Here is a 14,650-nt window from a genome sequence, read left to right on the forward strand (position 1 = left end):
TGGTTTGGTGGAGGAGGACACCTTGGGAATCGCCACGGAGCAGCGTGACGACGGCATCCGCGTCATCACGATGGACACGCCACCGGTCAACGCGCTCACGGTGCAGGGCTGGTTCGACCTGGCCGCCGCCCTCGACGAGGCCGGCCGCGATCCGGCCTCCCGTGTCGTCGTACTCAGAGCCGAGGGCAAGGGCTTCAACGCCGGCGTCGACATCAAGGAGATGCAGCACACCGCGGGCTTCGACGCGCTGATCGGCGCCAACAAGGGCTGCTTCGCCGCCTTCAAGGCCGTCTACGAGTGCGCGGTGCCGGTGATCGCCGCGGTCCACGGTTACTGCCTCGGCGGCGGCGTCGGGCTGGTCGGCAACGCCGACATCGTGGTCGCCAGCGACGACGCCTACTTCGGCGTGCCCGAGGTCAAGCAGGGCGCCCTGGGCGCAGCCACCCACATGGCCCGGCTGGTCCCCCAGCACCTGATGCGCACCCTCTACTTCACCGCGCGCACGATCAAGGCCGCCGACCTGGTCCAGCACGGCTCGGTGTACGACGTGGTCCCCCGCGACCAGCTCGACGCGGCGGCGCTCGCCCTGGCCGCCGATATCGCCGACAAGGACCCACGGGTGATCCGCGCCGCCAAGGAGGCGCTCAACGGCATCGACCCGATCGACGTGAACAAGAGCTACCGGTTCGAGCAGGGCTTCACGATGGAGCTCAACCTCGCCGGGGTGTCCGACGAGCTGCGCGACGAGTTCGCCGGCACCGAGAAATCAGGCCGACAGAGGGAGAACAAGTGACAGGCCCGCGCGACAAGCAGATGAGCCTCGACGACGTCGTCGGCGAGCTCAAGGACGGGATGACGATCGGCATCGGCGGCTGGGGGTCCCGGCGCAAGCCAATGGCGCTGGTCCGGGCGATCCTCCGCTCGGACCTGCGCGACCTGACCATCGTCAGCTGGGGAGGCCCGGACGTCGGGCTGCTGGCCCGGGCGGGCAAGGTCCGCAAGCTGGTCTACGCGTTCGTCTCGCTGGACTCGATCCCGCTCGAGCCGAACTTCCAGCACGCCCGCCAGTCCGGCGGCATCCCCGACGTGGTCGAGCTCGACGAAGGCATGTTCCTGACCGGGCTGCGCGCTGCCGCGCAGCGGGTGCCGTTCCTGCCGACCCGCGCCGGCCTCGGCTCCGACGTGCTCGTCAACCAGCCGTGGCTGAAGACCGTGACAAGCCCGTACGACGACGGCGAGGAGCTGGTCGCGATGCCGGCCCTGAACCTCGACGTCGCGCTGGTGCACCTCAACCGTGCCGACGCTCACGGCAACGCGGCGTACCTCGGGCCGGACCCGTACTTCGACGACCTGTTCTGCATGGCCGCCGACCGCGCGTTCCTCTCCTGCGAGCAGATCACCGACACCGCGGGGCTGACCGTCGACACCCCAGTCCAGCGGCTGCTGATCAGCCGGATGATGGTCGACGGCGTCGTCGAGACCCCCAACGGCGCGCACTTCACCAGCTGCGTCCCCGACTACGACCGCGACGAGCCGTTCCAGAAGGCGTACGCCGAGGCGGCCCGCGACGCCGACGCGTGGGCGGCCTTCGAGGCGAGGTTCCTGCAAGGCGACGAGGCGGCCTACCAACAGGCAGTCACAGCGTTCCGCGAGGAGGCAGCACGATGACCCCTACCCCCGCCGAGGTCTGCGCCGCCGCGATCGCGGACGCGTTCGCCGACGATGGCGAGATCTTCGCGAGCCCGATGGGACTGCTGCCGACCCTGGGCGCCCGGCTCGCCAAGCTCACCAGCAACCCCGACCTGCTCATCTCCGACGGCGAGACGGTGTTCCTCGGCGGCGTCCCGCCGCTCGGCGCGAGTGCCGACGTGGTCGAGGGCTGGATCCCGTTCCGCCGGGTCTTCGACGTGGTCGCGTGGGGCCGGCGGCACGTCATGATGGGCGCCACCCAGATCGACCAGCACGGCAACCAGAACATCTCCGCGATCGGCGAGTTCGCCCAGCCCAAGCGGATGCTGCTCGGCAGCCGCGGCGCGCCGGGCAACACCATCAACCACCGGACGTCGTACTGGGTCCCGAAGCACTCGCCGCGGGTCTTCGTGCCGCAGGTCGACATCGTCAGCGGCGTCGGCCGGGCCCGCGCGGAACAGGCCGGCGCAGCCGCCACCCGCTTCCACGACCTGCACCGGATCGTCAGCAACCTCGGCGTCTTCGACTTACAGGGACCGGACGGCACGCTCCGGCTGCTCTCGGTCCACCCTGGCGTGACCACGGACGACGTGGTCGAGGCGAGCGGCTGCCCGATCTACATCGAGGGCGACGTGCCCGAGACCCGGCAGCCGACGATGTCCGAGCTGGTGCTGATCCGTGAGGTGCTCGACCCGAGGAGCCTGCGCGACCGCGAGGTCCCCTCATGATCGACCAGCTGCTCAAGACCCCGCTGACCGAGCTGGTCGGGGTCCGGCACCCGGTCGTGCAGACCGGGATGGGCTGGGTGTCCGGCCCGCGCCTGGTCACCGCGACCGCCAACGCCGGCGGCCTCGGCATCCTGGCCAGCGCGACGATGACGTACGACGAGCTGGAGCGCGCGATCGTCAAGGTGAAGGAGCGCACCGACCAGCCGTTCGGGGTCAACCTGCGCGCCGACGCGGGCGACGCACCCGAGCGGGTCGAGCTGCTCATCAAGTACGGCGTGAAGCTGGCGTCGTTCGCGCTCGCGCCCAAGCCGGAGCTGATCGGCCGCCTCAAGGAGCACGGCATCGTGGTGATGCCGTCGGTCGGCGCGGCCCGGCACGCCGAGAAGGTCGCTGCCTGGGGCGCCGACGCCGTGATGATGCAGGGCGGCGAGGGCGGCGGGCACACCGGCTCGGTCCCGACCACGCTGCTGCTGCCGAGCGTGCTCGACGCGGTCGACATCCCGGTGGTCGCGGCCGGCGGCTTCTTCGACGGCCGCGGGCTGGCGGCCGCGCTGTCGTACGGCGCCGCCGGGGTCGGCATGGGCACCCGCTTCCTGCTGACCAGCGACAGCGCCGTCCCGAACGAGGTGAAGAAGCGCTACCTCGCCGCGGGGCTCGACGGCACCGTGGTCACCGACCGCGTCGACGGGATGCCGCACCGGATGCTGCGAACGCCGCTCGTCGAGGAGCTGCACGAGACCAGCGCGGTCAAACGCCTCGGGCCGACCGTCAAGAGGACGCTGGCGTTCAAGAAGCTGAGCGGCATGAGCTGGCGGCAGCTGGCCGCGGACGGCCGGGCGATGAAGCATGGCAGCGAGCGCTCGTGGTCCCAGATGGTGCTGGCCGCCAACACTCCGATGATGCTGAAGGCCGGGCTGGTCGAGGGCGATCCGGATGCCGGCGTACTGGCCGCCGGTCAGGTGGTCGGCATGCTCGACGACCTGCCGAGCTGCGAGGAGCTGATCGACCGGGTCGTCACCGGGGCCGCCGACCGGCTGCGCCGGGCCGCGGCGTACACCGGCTGAGACTGGCTACGGCGTGTAGGGCAGCAGGGCGCCACTACGAGACGTCTCGCGGCCGTCGCTCCAGACCGTGGTGGTGCCGATGATCGGCGGGTCCGGCTGATAGGTGAGGTCCTTCGGCGCACCCGGCATCTGGGTCTCCCACAGCCGGCCCTCCAGGTTGCTCCAGCGGCCGGCGAAGTCGTGCACCCGCAGCTCGATCCGGCTCGGGTAGACGTCACCCACCAGGTAGTTGGAGTGCGCGAAGGCGAACAGCCCGCCGTGCGCGATCTGGACGATGCCGTCGCGGCTCACCTCGGTGACCGAGTGCACCTCACCGGTCAGATAGAGGTCGACGCCGTACTTCTTGAACACGCCCCACAGCTCCGACGACGCGCCGTTGCTGTACATCAGGCCCGACGAGGACGACTTGCGAACCGGGCCGACGATCGGAGTGTGGCCCTGGACGATGATCCAGTCGATCCCGTCGGCCTGGGCCTGGGCGAGCACGCCGCGCAGCCACAGCATCTGCTGCGGGTCGAGCCGGATCAGCATTTCCTCTGGCTGATCGTCGAAGACGTCGATGGTGACCATCTGCACCTCGGGATCCGGCCGCCAGGCGTACGCCGTGAACTCGTGCTCCGACCCGACGGGACGGTCCGCGAACCGCGGCTGCCCGTTGTTGCGGATCGTGAACTGCTGGGCGAACTCCTCGCGGAAGGTCGGCGCGAGGCGCCGCTTGTCGTCGTTGACCCACGGGTCGTCGCCGTACTCGTGGTCACCCATCGCGGGGTACACCCGGCCCTGCGGGAAGCCGTGGTCGATGAGCCGCTCCTCCCACTCCGGGTAGTAGGTGATCGCCGCCCGCCGGAGGGCGGTCTGCTTCTCCTCGAAGGTGCCGACCGGCCCGAAGTTCCCGGTGTTGTCGCTGTCCTTGCCCCAGTGCCCGTTGACCAGGTCGCCGGCGACCAGGACGTTGTCCGGCTCGTGCTCGCCCCACTCGCCCAGCACGGTGTCCAGGGCCAGCTCTTGGGCGTCGTTGGTCGAGTTCTCGCTGATCGTCGGGTCCCAGTCCGCGCCCGAGCCCGGCCGGGCCAGGTCGGCGACGTCGGCGTTGAGGAAGTCCGGGCTCGACAGGAACCGGAACGAGTGCGGCACGGTCGACCCGCCCGAGGTGATCAGCTTGGAGTACGGCGGCCGCGCCGTCGGGCCGCCGTTGAGGCTGGCGCTGACGTAGACCCGGCTGCCGGGAAGGTTGGCGACCCTGACCGGGATGTCGACGGTCTTCGTGCCGTCGGCACGCAGCGGGCCGATGCTGCACCTGAGACGGAGCAGGTCCTGGGTGATCGATGAGTAGGCGTTGAGGATGTCGCTGGCCCGGCAGGCGTTCGGGATGCTGGTGAAGCGGCCGTTCGCGACCGCCACCCAGAGGTTTGCCGTACTCGCGGTGCCGCCCTTGACCACCACCCGCGCGGTGATCATCTTGTTGCCCGCGACCGGCGCCGAGCCTGACGGCCAGCTCATCGAGACCGTCGCGGATGCCGCGACGGTGGCCGCGGCCGCCGGCGCGGACTGGGCTGCGGGAGGCACCGGACCCGACGCCAGCCCGGCGAAGGCCAGGCCGACGAGGCCGATCAGGGCGGTGGTGGCGAGGCTCCAGGAGCGCTGTCGGGCAGGTCGGCGCATCGCGCCATCGTAAGGGGATCGGCGGGCCGACCGGGCATTACTGGCTAAAGGTCTCGCTGGAACTGCAGGCCCCGGCCCAGGATCTGGTAGCCCAGCGCCTTGTTCACCCCGATCATGTGGTCGTTGCTCTCGGCGTTCCAGGTGTCGACGGTGAGTACCTGCGGCTGGTCAGCACGCAGCCAGAGCATCATGTCGGCCTTGAGAAGCAGCCCAAGCCGGTTTCCCCGGTGAGCCGGGGAGACCGCCGTGTCGTGCTGGTGGCCGATCCAGGGACGCTCCTCCTCGACCGCGACCACGGTGTGGCCGGCCAGCTCACCGGTCTCGCGGTGCCGGGCCACGATCCGGAACAGCGCCTGCTTGCGGCCGAGCTGCGCCTCTTCGTAGTCGCGGACCCGCTCGGGCGGGAACACCTCGTCCTCGATGTCGAGGTCGTCGGTCGGGGCGTCGTTGATGGCGGCGGTGAGCCCGGCCAGCGCGGACAGTTCGTCGTCGGGCGTGAGCCCGGTCCGGCGTACCAGCTCGTACGCCGCGGTGGCGGCCGCCGCCTGCTCCCGGTCCCGCTCCACGGTGGTCCAGTCGATGTCGGCGAGCGTCTGGCGCCGGTTGATAGCCTGCGACTTCCGCTCGAACCCGTGCTTGGTGGCGAAGGCGATGGCCGTCTCGGACTCCCAGGCGTCGATGCCGACCGAGCTCCGGCCCTCGCCGCGGGCCCGCTCGACCAGCGCCTCCAGGATCTGGGTCCCGTAGCCGCGGCGGCGGTGCTCCGGCGCCACGACGACACCGAGCCAGGCGAGGTGCTTGTTGTCCCACTCACTGGTCGAGTACTCGCCGAGCCCGACCGCCTTGCCGTCCTCGACCGCAACGAAGGCCAGCATCGGCTCCTTGTCCCAGCCGAAGCGGAGGAAGCCACGCTCGTCACTCTCGGTAGCCGGGTGGTCCCACGGGCTGTCCACGGCGGAGGCAGCGTTGAGTATCTCGACGCGGCCGCGTACGTCGTCGAGGTCGTCGGGTCCGAACTGGCGAAGCTCCATGGACAAGACGATCCAGCAATGGCCGCTCGGCGCGCACCTGGTTTTCTAGAGGCGCTCGATGATCGTGACGTTGGCCTGGCCGCCGCCCTCACACATCGTCTGCAGGCCGTAGCGGCCGCCGGTGCGCTCGAGCTCGTGCAGCAGCGTGGTCATGATCCGGGTGCCCGTCGCGCCGATCGGGTGCCCGAGCGCGATCCCGCCGCCGTTGACGTTGACCTTGTCGTGCGGCACGTCGAGCTCGCGCATCCAGGCGAGTACGACGGATGCGAAGGCCTCGTTGCACTCGAACAGGTCGATGTCGTCGACCGACACTCCGGCACGGTCCAGCGCGTGCCGGGTGGCCGCGATCGGGCCGGTCAGCATCCAGACCGGGTCGTCGCCGCGCACGCTGAGGTGGTGCACCCGGGCACGCGGGCTCAGCCCGTGCTCGCGTACGGCGCGCTCGGACGCCACCAGCACCGCCGACGCACCGTCGCAGATCTGGGAGGCGACGGCGGCGGTGATCCGGCCGCCCTCGGCGAGCGGCTGGAGCGCGGCCATCTTCTCCAGCGACGTCTCCCGCGGGCACTCGTCGGCGGCCAGCTCCCCGACCGGCGAGAGCTCGCGGTCGAACCGGCCTTCGGCGGCCGCCGCTCGCGCCCGCTCATGGGAGGCCAGCGCGAACTCCTCCATCTCCTCCCGGGAGATCCCCCACTTCTCGGCGATCATCTCGGCCGAGCGGAACTGCGAGACCTCCTGGTCGCCGTACCGCTGCTGCCAGCCGGGCGACTCCGCGAACGGCGTGCTGAAGCCGTACTGCTGGCCGACCAGCATCGCCGCCGAGATCGGGATCGCGCTCATGTTCTGGACACCGCCGGCCACCACCAGGTCCTGGGTGCCGGACAGCACGCCCTGGGCCGCGAAGTGCACGGCCTGCTGCGAGGAGCCGCACTGCCGGTCGATGGTCACGCCCGGCACGTGGTCGGGCAGCCCGGCCACCAGCCACGCAGTGCGGGCGACGTCGCCGGCCTGGGAGCCGATCGTGTCGCAGCAGCCCAGGATCACGTCGTCGACGGCGGCGGGATCGGCGCCGCTGCGCCGCATCAGCGCGGACAGCACGTGTCCGGCGAGGTCGGCGGAGTGGACGCCCGCCAGCGAGCCGCCGCGCTTGCCGACCGGCGTACGGACTGCTTCGACGAGATATGCCTCAGCCACGGTTGCGCTCCTTCGAGATGCCATCGAGCAGGATCGAGACATACTGGTCCGCGATGTCGCGGTGGGTCAGCTCGCCGCCGGGGCGGTACCAGCGGACGGCGACCCAGACCGTGTCCCGGATGAACCGGTAGACCAGCTCCACGTCGAGGTCCTTGCGGAGTACACCGCTGCGAACCCCCTCGTCGAGCAGCGTGATCCAGACCTGGCGGGACTGCTGGTTGCGCTCGGCGAGGTAGCTGAACCGCTCCGAGCCACCGAGGTAGTCGGCGTCGTTCTGGAAGATCGCGACCTCGGCGGGGTGCTGGTCGATCGCCTCAAACGACAGCCGCACGCACGCCTCGATCTTGGTCCGGGCGTCATCGTCGCCGGCCAGCACCGCGTCGTAGTTGCCGAACAGCTCTTCCTGGAAGGTCGACAGGATCTCGTCGACCATCGACTCCTTGGAGTCGAAGTGGTGGTAGAGGCTGCCGGACAGGATGCCCGCGGCGTCGGCGATGTCGCGGACGGTGGTGTTCTTGAAGCCCTTCTCGGCGAACAGCCGGGCCGCGATCGCGAGCAGCTGGTCGCGGCGGGAGCCTGTTGAGACCCCGGTCGATTGCTCAGACGTGCTGGCTGCTGACACTGGTCACCTCCATCGGGTGTTCAGGCGTGCTGGCTGCTGACACTGATCACCTCTCCGGTCAGGTACGACGAGTAGTCGCTCGCCAAGAACACCATCACGTTGGCCACCTCCCACGGCTCGGCGGCCCGGCCGAACGCCTCGCGCTGCTTCAGCTCGGCCAGCAGCTCGTCGCTGGTCACCTTTGCCAGGAACGGGTGCATGGCCAGGCTGGGGCTGACCGCGTTGACCCGGATGCCGTGTGGCGCCAGGTCCAGCGCGGAGCAGCGGGTCAGCGCCATCACGCCTGCTTTGGCAGCGGCGTAGTGGGCCTGCCCCTCCTGGGCCCGCCAGCCGATGACCGACGCGTTGTTGACGATCACGCCCTTGGTGGCGCGGTCGACCATCCGCCGGGCGGCTGCGCGGGTGCAGCGCATGGTTCCGGTGAGCGTGATGTCGATGACGCGTGCCCACTGCTCGTCGGTCATCTCCAGGAGACTCGCGGTGCCGCCGAGGCCGGCGTTGTTGACCATCACGTCGACACCGCCCGCTGCCTCGGCCGCGTCGAGCAGGGCGGCGATGTCGGCCTCGACGGTCACGTCGCAACGGATCGCGGTGACCCGCTCCTTGCCGAACTCGTCCGCGAGCGTCTCCCCCGCCTCGGCCAGGCGACGCTCGTGGGTGTCGCCGAGTACGACGTGGCTCGCGCCCTCCTCGAGCGCGCGGCGTACCACCGCGGCGCCGATGCCGGCGCCCGCCGCGGCGGTCACCACGACCACCTTGCCCGCGAGCAGGTCGTGGCCGGCGACGTAGGCCGGTGTGGGCTGTTCGGATCGGGTGGCGGTCATCGCTGGTCGCCCTTCGGCTCGGGAGGGAGGCCGAGCACGCGCTCGGCCAGGATGTTGAGCTGGACCTCGTTGCTGCCGCCGTACAGCGTGTCGGCGCGGCTGAAGAGGTAGAGCCGCTGCCAGCGGTCGGGCTGGTACGGCGCGCCGACCGTCAGCGCCGCGCGGCCGGCGACGTCCATCGCCAGCTCGCCCAGCTGCCGGTGCCAGTTCGACCAGACCAGCTTGGCGATCGAGCCGGCGCCCGGTGACGGGTCGCCGGACAGCGTGCGCAGGGCGTTGGCGCGCATCACCTCCAGGCCGACCTTGGCCTGGGCCAGCCGGTCGTGGAGGACCGGGTCGTCGTACGCGCCGGTCTGCCTGGCGAGCTCGATGACGCCGTCATGCTCGCGGGCGAAGCCGAGCTGCTGGCCGAGTGTGGAGACGCCGCGCTCCAGGCCGAGCAGTCCCATCGCCACCCGCCAGCCGTCGCCGGGCTCGCCGACCACCAGGTCGGCGTCGGTGCGGGCGCCGGTGAAGAAGACCTCGTTGAACTCCGAGCCGCCGGTGAGCTGCTCGATCGGCCGGACCTCGATGCCGGGCTGGTCCATCGGCACGAGCAGGAAGGACAGGCCGCGGTGCCGCTGCGAGTCCGGCTCGGTCCGGGCGATCACGAAGCACCAGTCGGAGAGGTGGGCAAGCGAGGTCCACACCTTCTGGCCGTCGATGACCCAGTCGTCGCCCTCGCGGCGAGCGCGGGTGGCGACGTTGGCCAGATCGGACCCGGCGCCGGGCTCGGAGTAGCCCTGGCACCACAGCTCCGTGACGTTGCGGATGCCGGGCAGGAACCGCGCCTTCTGGGCGTCGCTGCCGAACGCAATCAGGGTCGGCCCGAGCAGCTCCTCGCCGAGGTGGTTGGCCCGGCCCGGCGCGTCGGCGCGGGCGTACTCCTCATGGAAGATCGCCTGCTGGATCAGGCTCAGTCCGCGGCCGCCGTACTCCGCGGGCCAGCCGATGCAGGTCCAGCCGAGTGCTGCCAGGTGGCGGTCCCAGGCGACCCGCTCGTCGTGGGCCTCGTGCTCGCGGCCCGGCCCGCCGAGCCCGCGCAGTTCGCCGAACTCGCCGCTCAGGGCGTCGTCGAGGAACGCCCGCACCTCGGCACGGAACGCCTCGTCGGCGGCCGAGTAGGTCAGGTCCACGAGCGCTCCTTCCTGTTCCGGTGGGCGGGTTGTACGGCTACGCTAGCCTACCAAGCAACTGCTTGGTTGGGAGGAACGCCAGTGATCGAGACACCCGGCACTCTGCCGGCGCTGCTGGACGCCGTCGCGTCCGCGCAAGGAGACAGGCCTGCCGTCGTCGACGGCGAGGCCGCGTTGACGTTCGGCGAGCTGCGCGAGCAGGTCCGCTGCACCGCGCGGGCGTACGCCGCACTCGGTGTCGCGCCCGGCGACCGGGTCTCGATCTGGGCGCCGAACTGCTGGCAGTGGGAGGTCGCCGCGCTCGCCGTGACGTACGCCGGAGCCACGCTGGTCCCGCTCAACACCCGCTACACCGGCCACGAGGTGGTCGACGTGCTCCGCCGCACCAGCACCTCGCTGCTGGTCGTGGCCGACGGCTTCCTCGGCCGCAGCCAGCTGACCGAGCTGGAGGCCGCGGCCGCCGAGGAGGCATCCGAGCTCGGCTCCGAGGCCGACCTGGTCACCGGCCTCCCGGATCTCCGTGCCCTCGTCCGTATCTCGGGTGGTCGAGCAGCGAGCGCTAGCGAGCGTCGTCGAGACCACCTCAGTGGAGACCACATCGAGTGGGACGACCTCGCAACGGTCGCCGCGGACACCCCCGAGGACGAGATCGACCGGCGTGCCGCCGCAGTCAAGCCCGACGACATCGCCGACATCCTGTTCACCTCCGGCACCACCGGCCGGTCCAAGGGCGTGCTGACCGCCCACCGGCAGACCATCGCCGCCGCCGACGTCTGGGCGCGGACGGTGGGCGTCACCGCCGAGGACCGCTACCTGGTGATCAACCCGTTCTTCCACTCCTTCGGCTACAAGGCCGGGATCGTGGTCTCGCTGGTCTCCGGCTGCGCGCTCTACCCTCAGGCGACCTTCGACCTGACCGGCGCTATGGAGCTGATCGACTCGGCCGGGATCACCGTGCTGCCGGGAGCCCCGACGGTCTTCCTCTCCCTGCTCAACACCGACCGGTCTGCGTACCACCTGGGCAGCCTGCGACTGGCGGTCACCGGCGCCGCGTTCGTGCCGGTCACGCTGATCGAGCAGATGCACAGCGTGCTCGGCATCGAGACGGCGCTGACCGCGTTCGGGATGACCGAGTGCGTGGTCGCCACGATGTGTCGCCCGGGCGACCCGCCCGAGCTGGTGGCCGCGACGTCGGGCCGCGCCGTCGACGGGCTGGAGATCTGGATCGCCGACGGCGAGATCCTGTTCCGGGGGCCGATGGTGATGCGCGGCTATCTCGACGACCCGGAGGCGACCGCGGCGGCGATCGACGCCGACGGCTGGCTGCACACCGGCGACGTCGGCCACCTCGACGACAACGGCTACCTGACCGTCACCGACCGGATCAAGGACATGTACATCTGCGGCGGCTTCAACGTCTACCCCGCCGAGGTCGAGCAGGCGCTGGCCCGGCTGGACGGCGTCGTGGAGTCGGCCGTGGTCGGCGTACCCGACGAGCGGCTGGGCGAGGTCGGCCGGGCCTTCGTCGTACGCCGCGACGGTGCCACGCTGACCGAGGACGACGTGATCGCGCACGCCAAGGAGCGGATTGCGAACTTCAAGGTGCCGCGGTCGGTGGTCTTCGTCGACGCGCTGCCGCGCAACCTGTCCGGCAAGATCCTGAAGACCGAGCTGAGGAGCGGATCGTGAGCGAAGTCGAGTACGTCGTGGAGGGCGCAGTCGCCTGGATCCGGCTGAACCGGCCGGAGTACCGCAATGCCCAGAACTCCGCGATGACTTACGCGCTGGACGCCGCCTTCCGGGTGGCCACTGACGACGACGCGGTCAAGGTGATCGTGCTGGCCGGCAACGGCAAGCACTTCTGCGCCGGTCACGACATCGGTACGCCGGGTCGAGATGTCGACAAGTCGTTCGAGCGACAGGCCGTCATCTGGTGGGACCACGTTGACAAGGAAGGCGGCGACCAGCGGTTCGCGCGCGAGTCGGAGGTCTACCTCGGAATGTGCCGGCGCTGGCGGGAGGTGCCCAAGCCGGTGATCGCGATGGTGCACGGCGCCTGCATCGCCGGCGGGCTGATGCTGGCCTGGTCGTGCGACTTCATCGTCGCCTCCGACGACGCGTTCTTCTCCGACCCTGTGGTGCGGATGGGCATCCCGGGCGTGGAGTACTTCGCGCACCCGTGGGTGATGAACCCGCGCGCCGCCAAGGAGTTCCTCTTCACCGGCGACCGGTTCTCCGCACAGCGCGCACTCGAGCTCGGCATGGTCAACCAGGTGGTGCCGCGCGAGGAGCTGGAGGACGTCGTACGCGCGATGGCGGACCGGATCTCGGCGATGCCGCGGTTCGGGCTGGCGCTGACCAAGAAGGCGGTCAACCAGGCCGAGGATCTGCAGGGCATGCGGGCCGGCATGGACTCGGTGTTCGGCCTGCACCACTTCGCGCACGCCCACAACGCCGAGGTCTCCACCGACTCCCTCGGCGGCCTCGACGCGAAGTCGATGGCCGCCCGCAACAAAGAACAGGCCGGCGAGTGAACCTCGACTTCTCCGACGCCGAGCTGGCCTTCCAAGCGGAGGCACGCGCCTGGCTCGCCGCCAACGTGCCGGCCACTCCCCTGCCCTCGATGGACACGGAGGCCGGCTTCGCCGCGCACCAGGAGTGGGAGGCCAAGCTCGCCGAGGCGCGCTGGTCGGTCGTCTCCTGGCCCGAGGAGCACGGCGGCCGCGGGGCCTCGCTGATCGAGTGGGTGATCTTCGAGGAGGAGTACTACCGCGCCGGCGCTCCCGGCCGGGTGTCCCAGAACGGCATCTTCCTGCTCGCGCCGATCCTGTTCGAGCACGGCACCCCCGACCAGCGGGACCGCTTCCTGCCGTCGATGGCGACCGGCGAGCGGATCTGGGCGCAGGCCTGGTCCGAGCCCGAGGCCGGCTCCGATCTGGCCGCGCTGACCTCGACCGCGCGCCGTGACGACGAGCGCGGCGGCTGGGTGCTCAATGGCCAGAAGACCTGGTCCTCGCGGGCGTCGCACGCGCACTGGGGCTTCGGCCTGTTCCGCTCCGACCCGTCGGCGGAGCGCCACCGCGGGCTGACCTACTTCCTGTTCCCGCTCGACGCCGACGGGGTGACCGTGCGGCCGATCGCCCAGCTGGATGGCGAGGCTGGGTTCGCGGAGATCTTCCTGACCGACGTGTTCGTGCCGGACGCCGACGTGCTCGGCGCCGTCGGCGACGGCTGGCGGGTCGCAATGAGTACGGCGGGCAACGAGCGCGGCCTCTCCCTCCGCTCCCCCGGCCGCTTCTGCGCCGCCGCCGACCGTCTGGTGGATCTGTACGCCGCCCCGCAGGTTGAGGAGGTCGCTCTGCGACCGTCTCGAAACCAAGGGGCCGCCGACCGCGTGGTCGACGCCTGGATCAAAGCCCAGGCGTACCGGCTCTACACCTGGGGCACGGTCACCCGCCTCGCCAACGGCGGCGACATCGGCCCGGCGGGGTCGGTGAACAAGGTGTTCTGGTCCGAGCTCGACATCGCGCTCCACGAGACCGCGCTCGACCTGCTCGGCCCTGAGGCGGAGCTGGAGTCGGCGTGGAGCGACGGCTACCTGTTCTCGCTGGCCGGCCCGATCTACGCCGGCACCAACGAGATCCAGCGCAATATCGTCGCCGAACGGATCCTCGGCCTCCCCCGCGAGCCGAAGGGAGCCGGCCGATGAGGTTCATGGTGACCGAGGAGCAGGCCGACTTCGCGGCCTCGCTGGACGCACTGCTGTCCTCGGCCGACGTCGTTGGCGCTGCCCGCCGCTGGGCCGACGGCGACCACGCCGATGGGCTGAAGCTGTGGGCACGGCTGGCCGAGACCGGCCTCCCCGCCCTGCTGGTGCCCGAGGAGTACGGCGGACTCGGAGCCAGCCGGGTCGAGCTGGTGATCGCGTTCGAGGCGCTCGGCCGGCACCTCGTCCCCGGCCCCTGGGTCGAGTCCGCCGCCTACCTGGCGACTGCCCTGTCCGGCGAGCCACTCACCGCGATCGCGGACGGCGCGGTCGCCACGGTGGCGACACCGCCGCACACGCCGTACGCACTGGACGCCGACGTCGCGACCACGGTCGCCGTCGCGGAGAGCGACGAGATCCGGACCGGCATGCTCGGCGAACAGGCCCGGTCGGTCGACCCGACGCGGCGGCTGTTCGAGGTCGAGGCAGCCCAGGTTCTCGACGTGGGCGACCGCACGGCGACGGCATTCGACACCGCGGTCCTCGCGACCTCGGCCCAGCTCATCGGCGCCGGCGAGCATCTGCTGGCCGAGTCGGTGACCTACGCGAAGCAGCGGCGTCAGTTCGGCCGTGAGATCGGCAGCTATCAGGCGCTCAAGCACGCACTTGCCGACGTCCGGATCGCGCTCGACTTCGCGCGGCCGCTTGTCTACGGGGCCGCCCTCTCGGCCGGCTCATCCGACGCCAGCCGGGACGCCTCCGCGGCCAAGGTTGCGGCGAGCGACGCGGCGTACCTCGCCGCCCGGACCGCGCTCCAGGTGCATGGCGCCATCGGCTACACCCGCGAGCTGGACCTGAGCCTGTGGATCCTGAAGGTGCGGGCGCTGGTCGGCGCGTGGGGTACGCCGGCGTACCACCGCAGCCGGATCCTGGACGCGCTGGTGGCCCGATGAGG

The 14,650-nt window shown here is 70.9% G+C and carries 14 protein-coding genes; 8 read left to right on the plus strand and 6 right to left on the minus strand.

Features of this window, described 5'->3' with window-relative positions; genetic code table 11:
• Positions 1–22: 22 nt before the first annotated feature.
• From DDV73_RS04970 to DDV73_RS04985, 4 genes are read left to right on the plus strand one after another with little or no spacing between them, the layout of a single operon-like run.
• Positions 23–793: an enoyl-CoA hydratase family protein gene (locus DDV73_RS04970; protein ID WP_109506388.1), complete on the plus strand. Its 771-nt coding sequence runs from the start codon at positions 23–25 to the stop codon at positions 791–793.
• On the plus strand, positions 790–1,668 hold the full coding sequence (locus DDV73_RS04975; RefSeq protein ID WP_240617128.1) for a CoA transferase subunit A: 879 nt from the start codon (positions 790–792) through the stop codon (positions 1,666–1,668). The genes DDV73_RS04970 and DDV73_RS04975 overlap by 4 nt, the downstream gene beginning before the upstream one ends.
• On the plus strand, positions 1,665–2,417 hold the full coding sequence (locus DDV73_RS04980; protein ID WP_109506149.1) for a CoA-transferase subunit beta: 753 nt from the start codon (positions 1,665–1,667) through the stop codon (positions 2,415–2,417). Before DDV73_RS04975 ends, DDV73_RS04980 begins: the two co-directional genes overlap by 4 nt.
• On the plus strand, positions 2,414–3,481 hold the full coding sequence (locus DDV73_RS04985) for an NAD(P)H-dependent flavin oxidoreductase (protein ID WP_109506150.1): 1,068 nt from the start codon (positions 2,414–2,416) through the stop codon (positions 3,479–3,481). The genes DDV73_RS04980 and DDV73_RS04985 overlap by 4 nt, the downstream gene beginning before the upstream one ends.
• Positions 3,482–3,487: 6 nt before the next feature.
• On the opposite strand, the gene DDV73_RS04990 is transcribed toward DDV73_RS04985, so the two are convergent.
• From DDV73_RS04990 to DDV73_RS05015, 6 genes are read right to left on the minus strand one after another with little or no spacing between them, the layout of a single operon-like run.
• On the minus strand, positions 3,488–5,143 hold the full coding sequence (locus DDV73_RS04990) for a metallophosphoesterase family protein (RefSeq protein WP_109506151.1): 1,656 nt from the start codon (positions 5,141–5,143) through the stop codon (positions 3,488–3,490).
• A 44-nt stretch (positions 5,144–5,187) separates the two neighbouring features.
• Positions 5,188–6,174, minus strand: coding sequence for a GNAT family N-acetyltransferase (locus tag DDV73_RS04995; RefSeq protein WP_109506152.1), 987 nt, complete (start codon positions 6,172–6,174; stop codon positions 5,188–5,190).
• Between the two features lie 45 nt (positions 6,175–6,219).
• Positions 6,220–7,368 carry an acetyl-CoA C-acetyltransferase gene (locus DDV73_RS05000; protein WP_109506153.1) on the minus strand — a complete coding sequence of 383 codons (1,149 nt, stop codon included), beginning with the start codon at positions 7,366–7,368 and terminating at the stop codon, positions 6,220–6,222.
• On the minus strand, positions 7,361–7,990 hold the full coding sequence (locus DDV73_RS05005; protein WP_109506154.1) for a TetR/AcrR family transcriptional regulator: 630 nt from the start codon (positions 7,988–7,990) through the stop codon (positions 7,361–7,363). Before DDV73_RS05005 ends, DDV73_RS05000 begins: the two co-directional genes overlap by 8 nt.
• A 20-nt stretch (positions 7,991–8,010) precedes the next feature.
• Complete coding sequence (locus DDV73_RS05010; RefSeq protein WP_109506155.1) at positions 8,011–8,814, minus strand: SDR family oxidoreductase; 804 nt, start codon at positions 8,812–8,814, stop codon at positions 8,011–8,013.
• Entirely contained in the window at positions 8,811–9,989 is a 1,179-nt protein-coding gene (locus DDV73_RS05015; protein ID WP_109506156.1) for an acyl-CoA dehydrogenase family protein, read from the minus strand. Before DDV73_RS05015 ends, DDV73_RS05010 begins: the two co-directional genes overlap by 4 nt.
• Before the next feature lie 81 nt (positions 9,990–10,070).
• Here DDV73_RS05015 and DDV73_RS05020 point away from each other — a divergent pair, with 81 nt between their 5' ends.
• From DDV73_RS05020 to DDV73_RS05035, 4 genes are read left to right on the plus strand one after another with little or no spacing between them, the layout of a single operon-like run.
• Entirely contained in the window at positions 10,071–11,678 is a 1,608-nt protein-coding gene (locus tag DDV73_RS05020) for a FadD3 family acyl-CoA ligase (RefSeq protein WP_206050718.1), read from the plus strand.
• Positions 11,675–12,523: an enoyl-CoA hydratase gene (locus tag DDV73_RS05025; protein WP_240617129.1), complete on the plus strand. Its 849-nt coding sequence runs from the start codon at positions 11,675–11,677 to the stop codon at positions 12,521–12,523. The genes DDV73_RS05020 and DDV73_RS05025 overlap by 4 nt, the downstream gene beginning before the upstream one ends.
• Positions 12,520–13,698 carry an acyl-CoA dehydrogenase family protein gene (locus DDV73_RS05030; RefSeq protein ID WP_109506157.1) on the plus strand — a complete coding sequence of 393 codons (1,179 nt, stop codon included), beginning with the start codon at positions 12,520–12,522 and terminating at the stop codon, positions 13,696–13,698. The genes DDV73_RS05025 and DDV73_RS05030 overlap by 4 nt, the downstream gene beginning before the upstream one ends.
• A complete protein-coding gene (locus tag DDV73_RS05035) occupies positions 13,695–14,648 on the plus strand; it encodes an acyl-CoA dehydrogenase family protein (protein ID WP_109506158.1) in 954 nt (317 codons plus the stop codon). Before DDV73_RS05030 ends, DDV73_RS05035 begins: the two co-directional genes overlap by 4 nt.
• Positions 14,649–14,650: the final 2 nt, after the last annotated feature.

The sequence above is a fragment of the Nocardioides speluncae genome, from assembly GCF_003121585.1.
Lineage (GTDB): Bacteria > Actinomycetota > Actinomycetes > Propionibacteriales > Nocardioidaceae > Nocardioides > Nocardioides speluncae.

Excerpts from the sequence above, each read along its gene's own strand:
- DDV73_RS04980 (WP_109506149.1), top strand. The coding sequence starts at position 1,665 with ATGACCCCTACCCCCGCCGAGGTCTGCGCCGCCGCGATCGCGGACGCG.
- DDV73_RS04985 (WP_109506150.1), top strand. The coding sequence starts at position 2,414 with ATGATCGACCAGCTGCTCAAGACCCCGCTGACCGAGCTGGTCGGGGTC.
- DDV73_RS04990 (WP_109506151.1), bottom strand. The coding sequence starts at position 5,143 with ATGCGCCGACCTGCCCGACAGCGCTCCTGGAGCCTCGCCACCACCGCC.
- DDV73_RS04995 (WP_109506152.1), bottom strand. The coding sequence starts at position 6,174 with ATGGAGCTTCGCCAGTTCGGACCCGACGACCTCGACGACGTACGCGGC.
- DDV73_RS05010 (WP_109506155.1), bottom strand. The coding sequence starts at position 8,814 with ATGACCGCCACCCGATCCGAACAGCCCACACCGGCCTACGTCGCCGGC.
- DDV73_RS05035 (WP_109506158.1), top strand. The coding sequence starts at position 13,695 with ATGAGGTTCATGGTGACCGAGGAGCAGGCCGACTTCGCGGCCTCGCTG.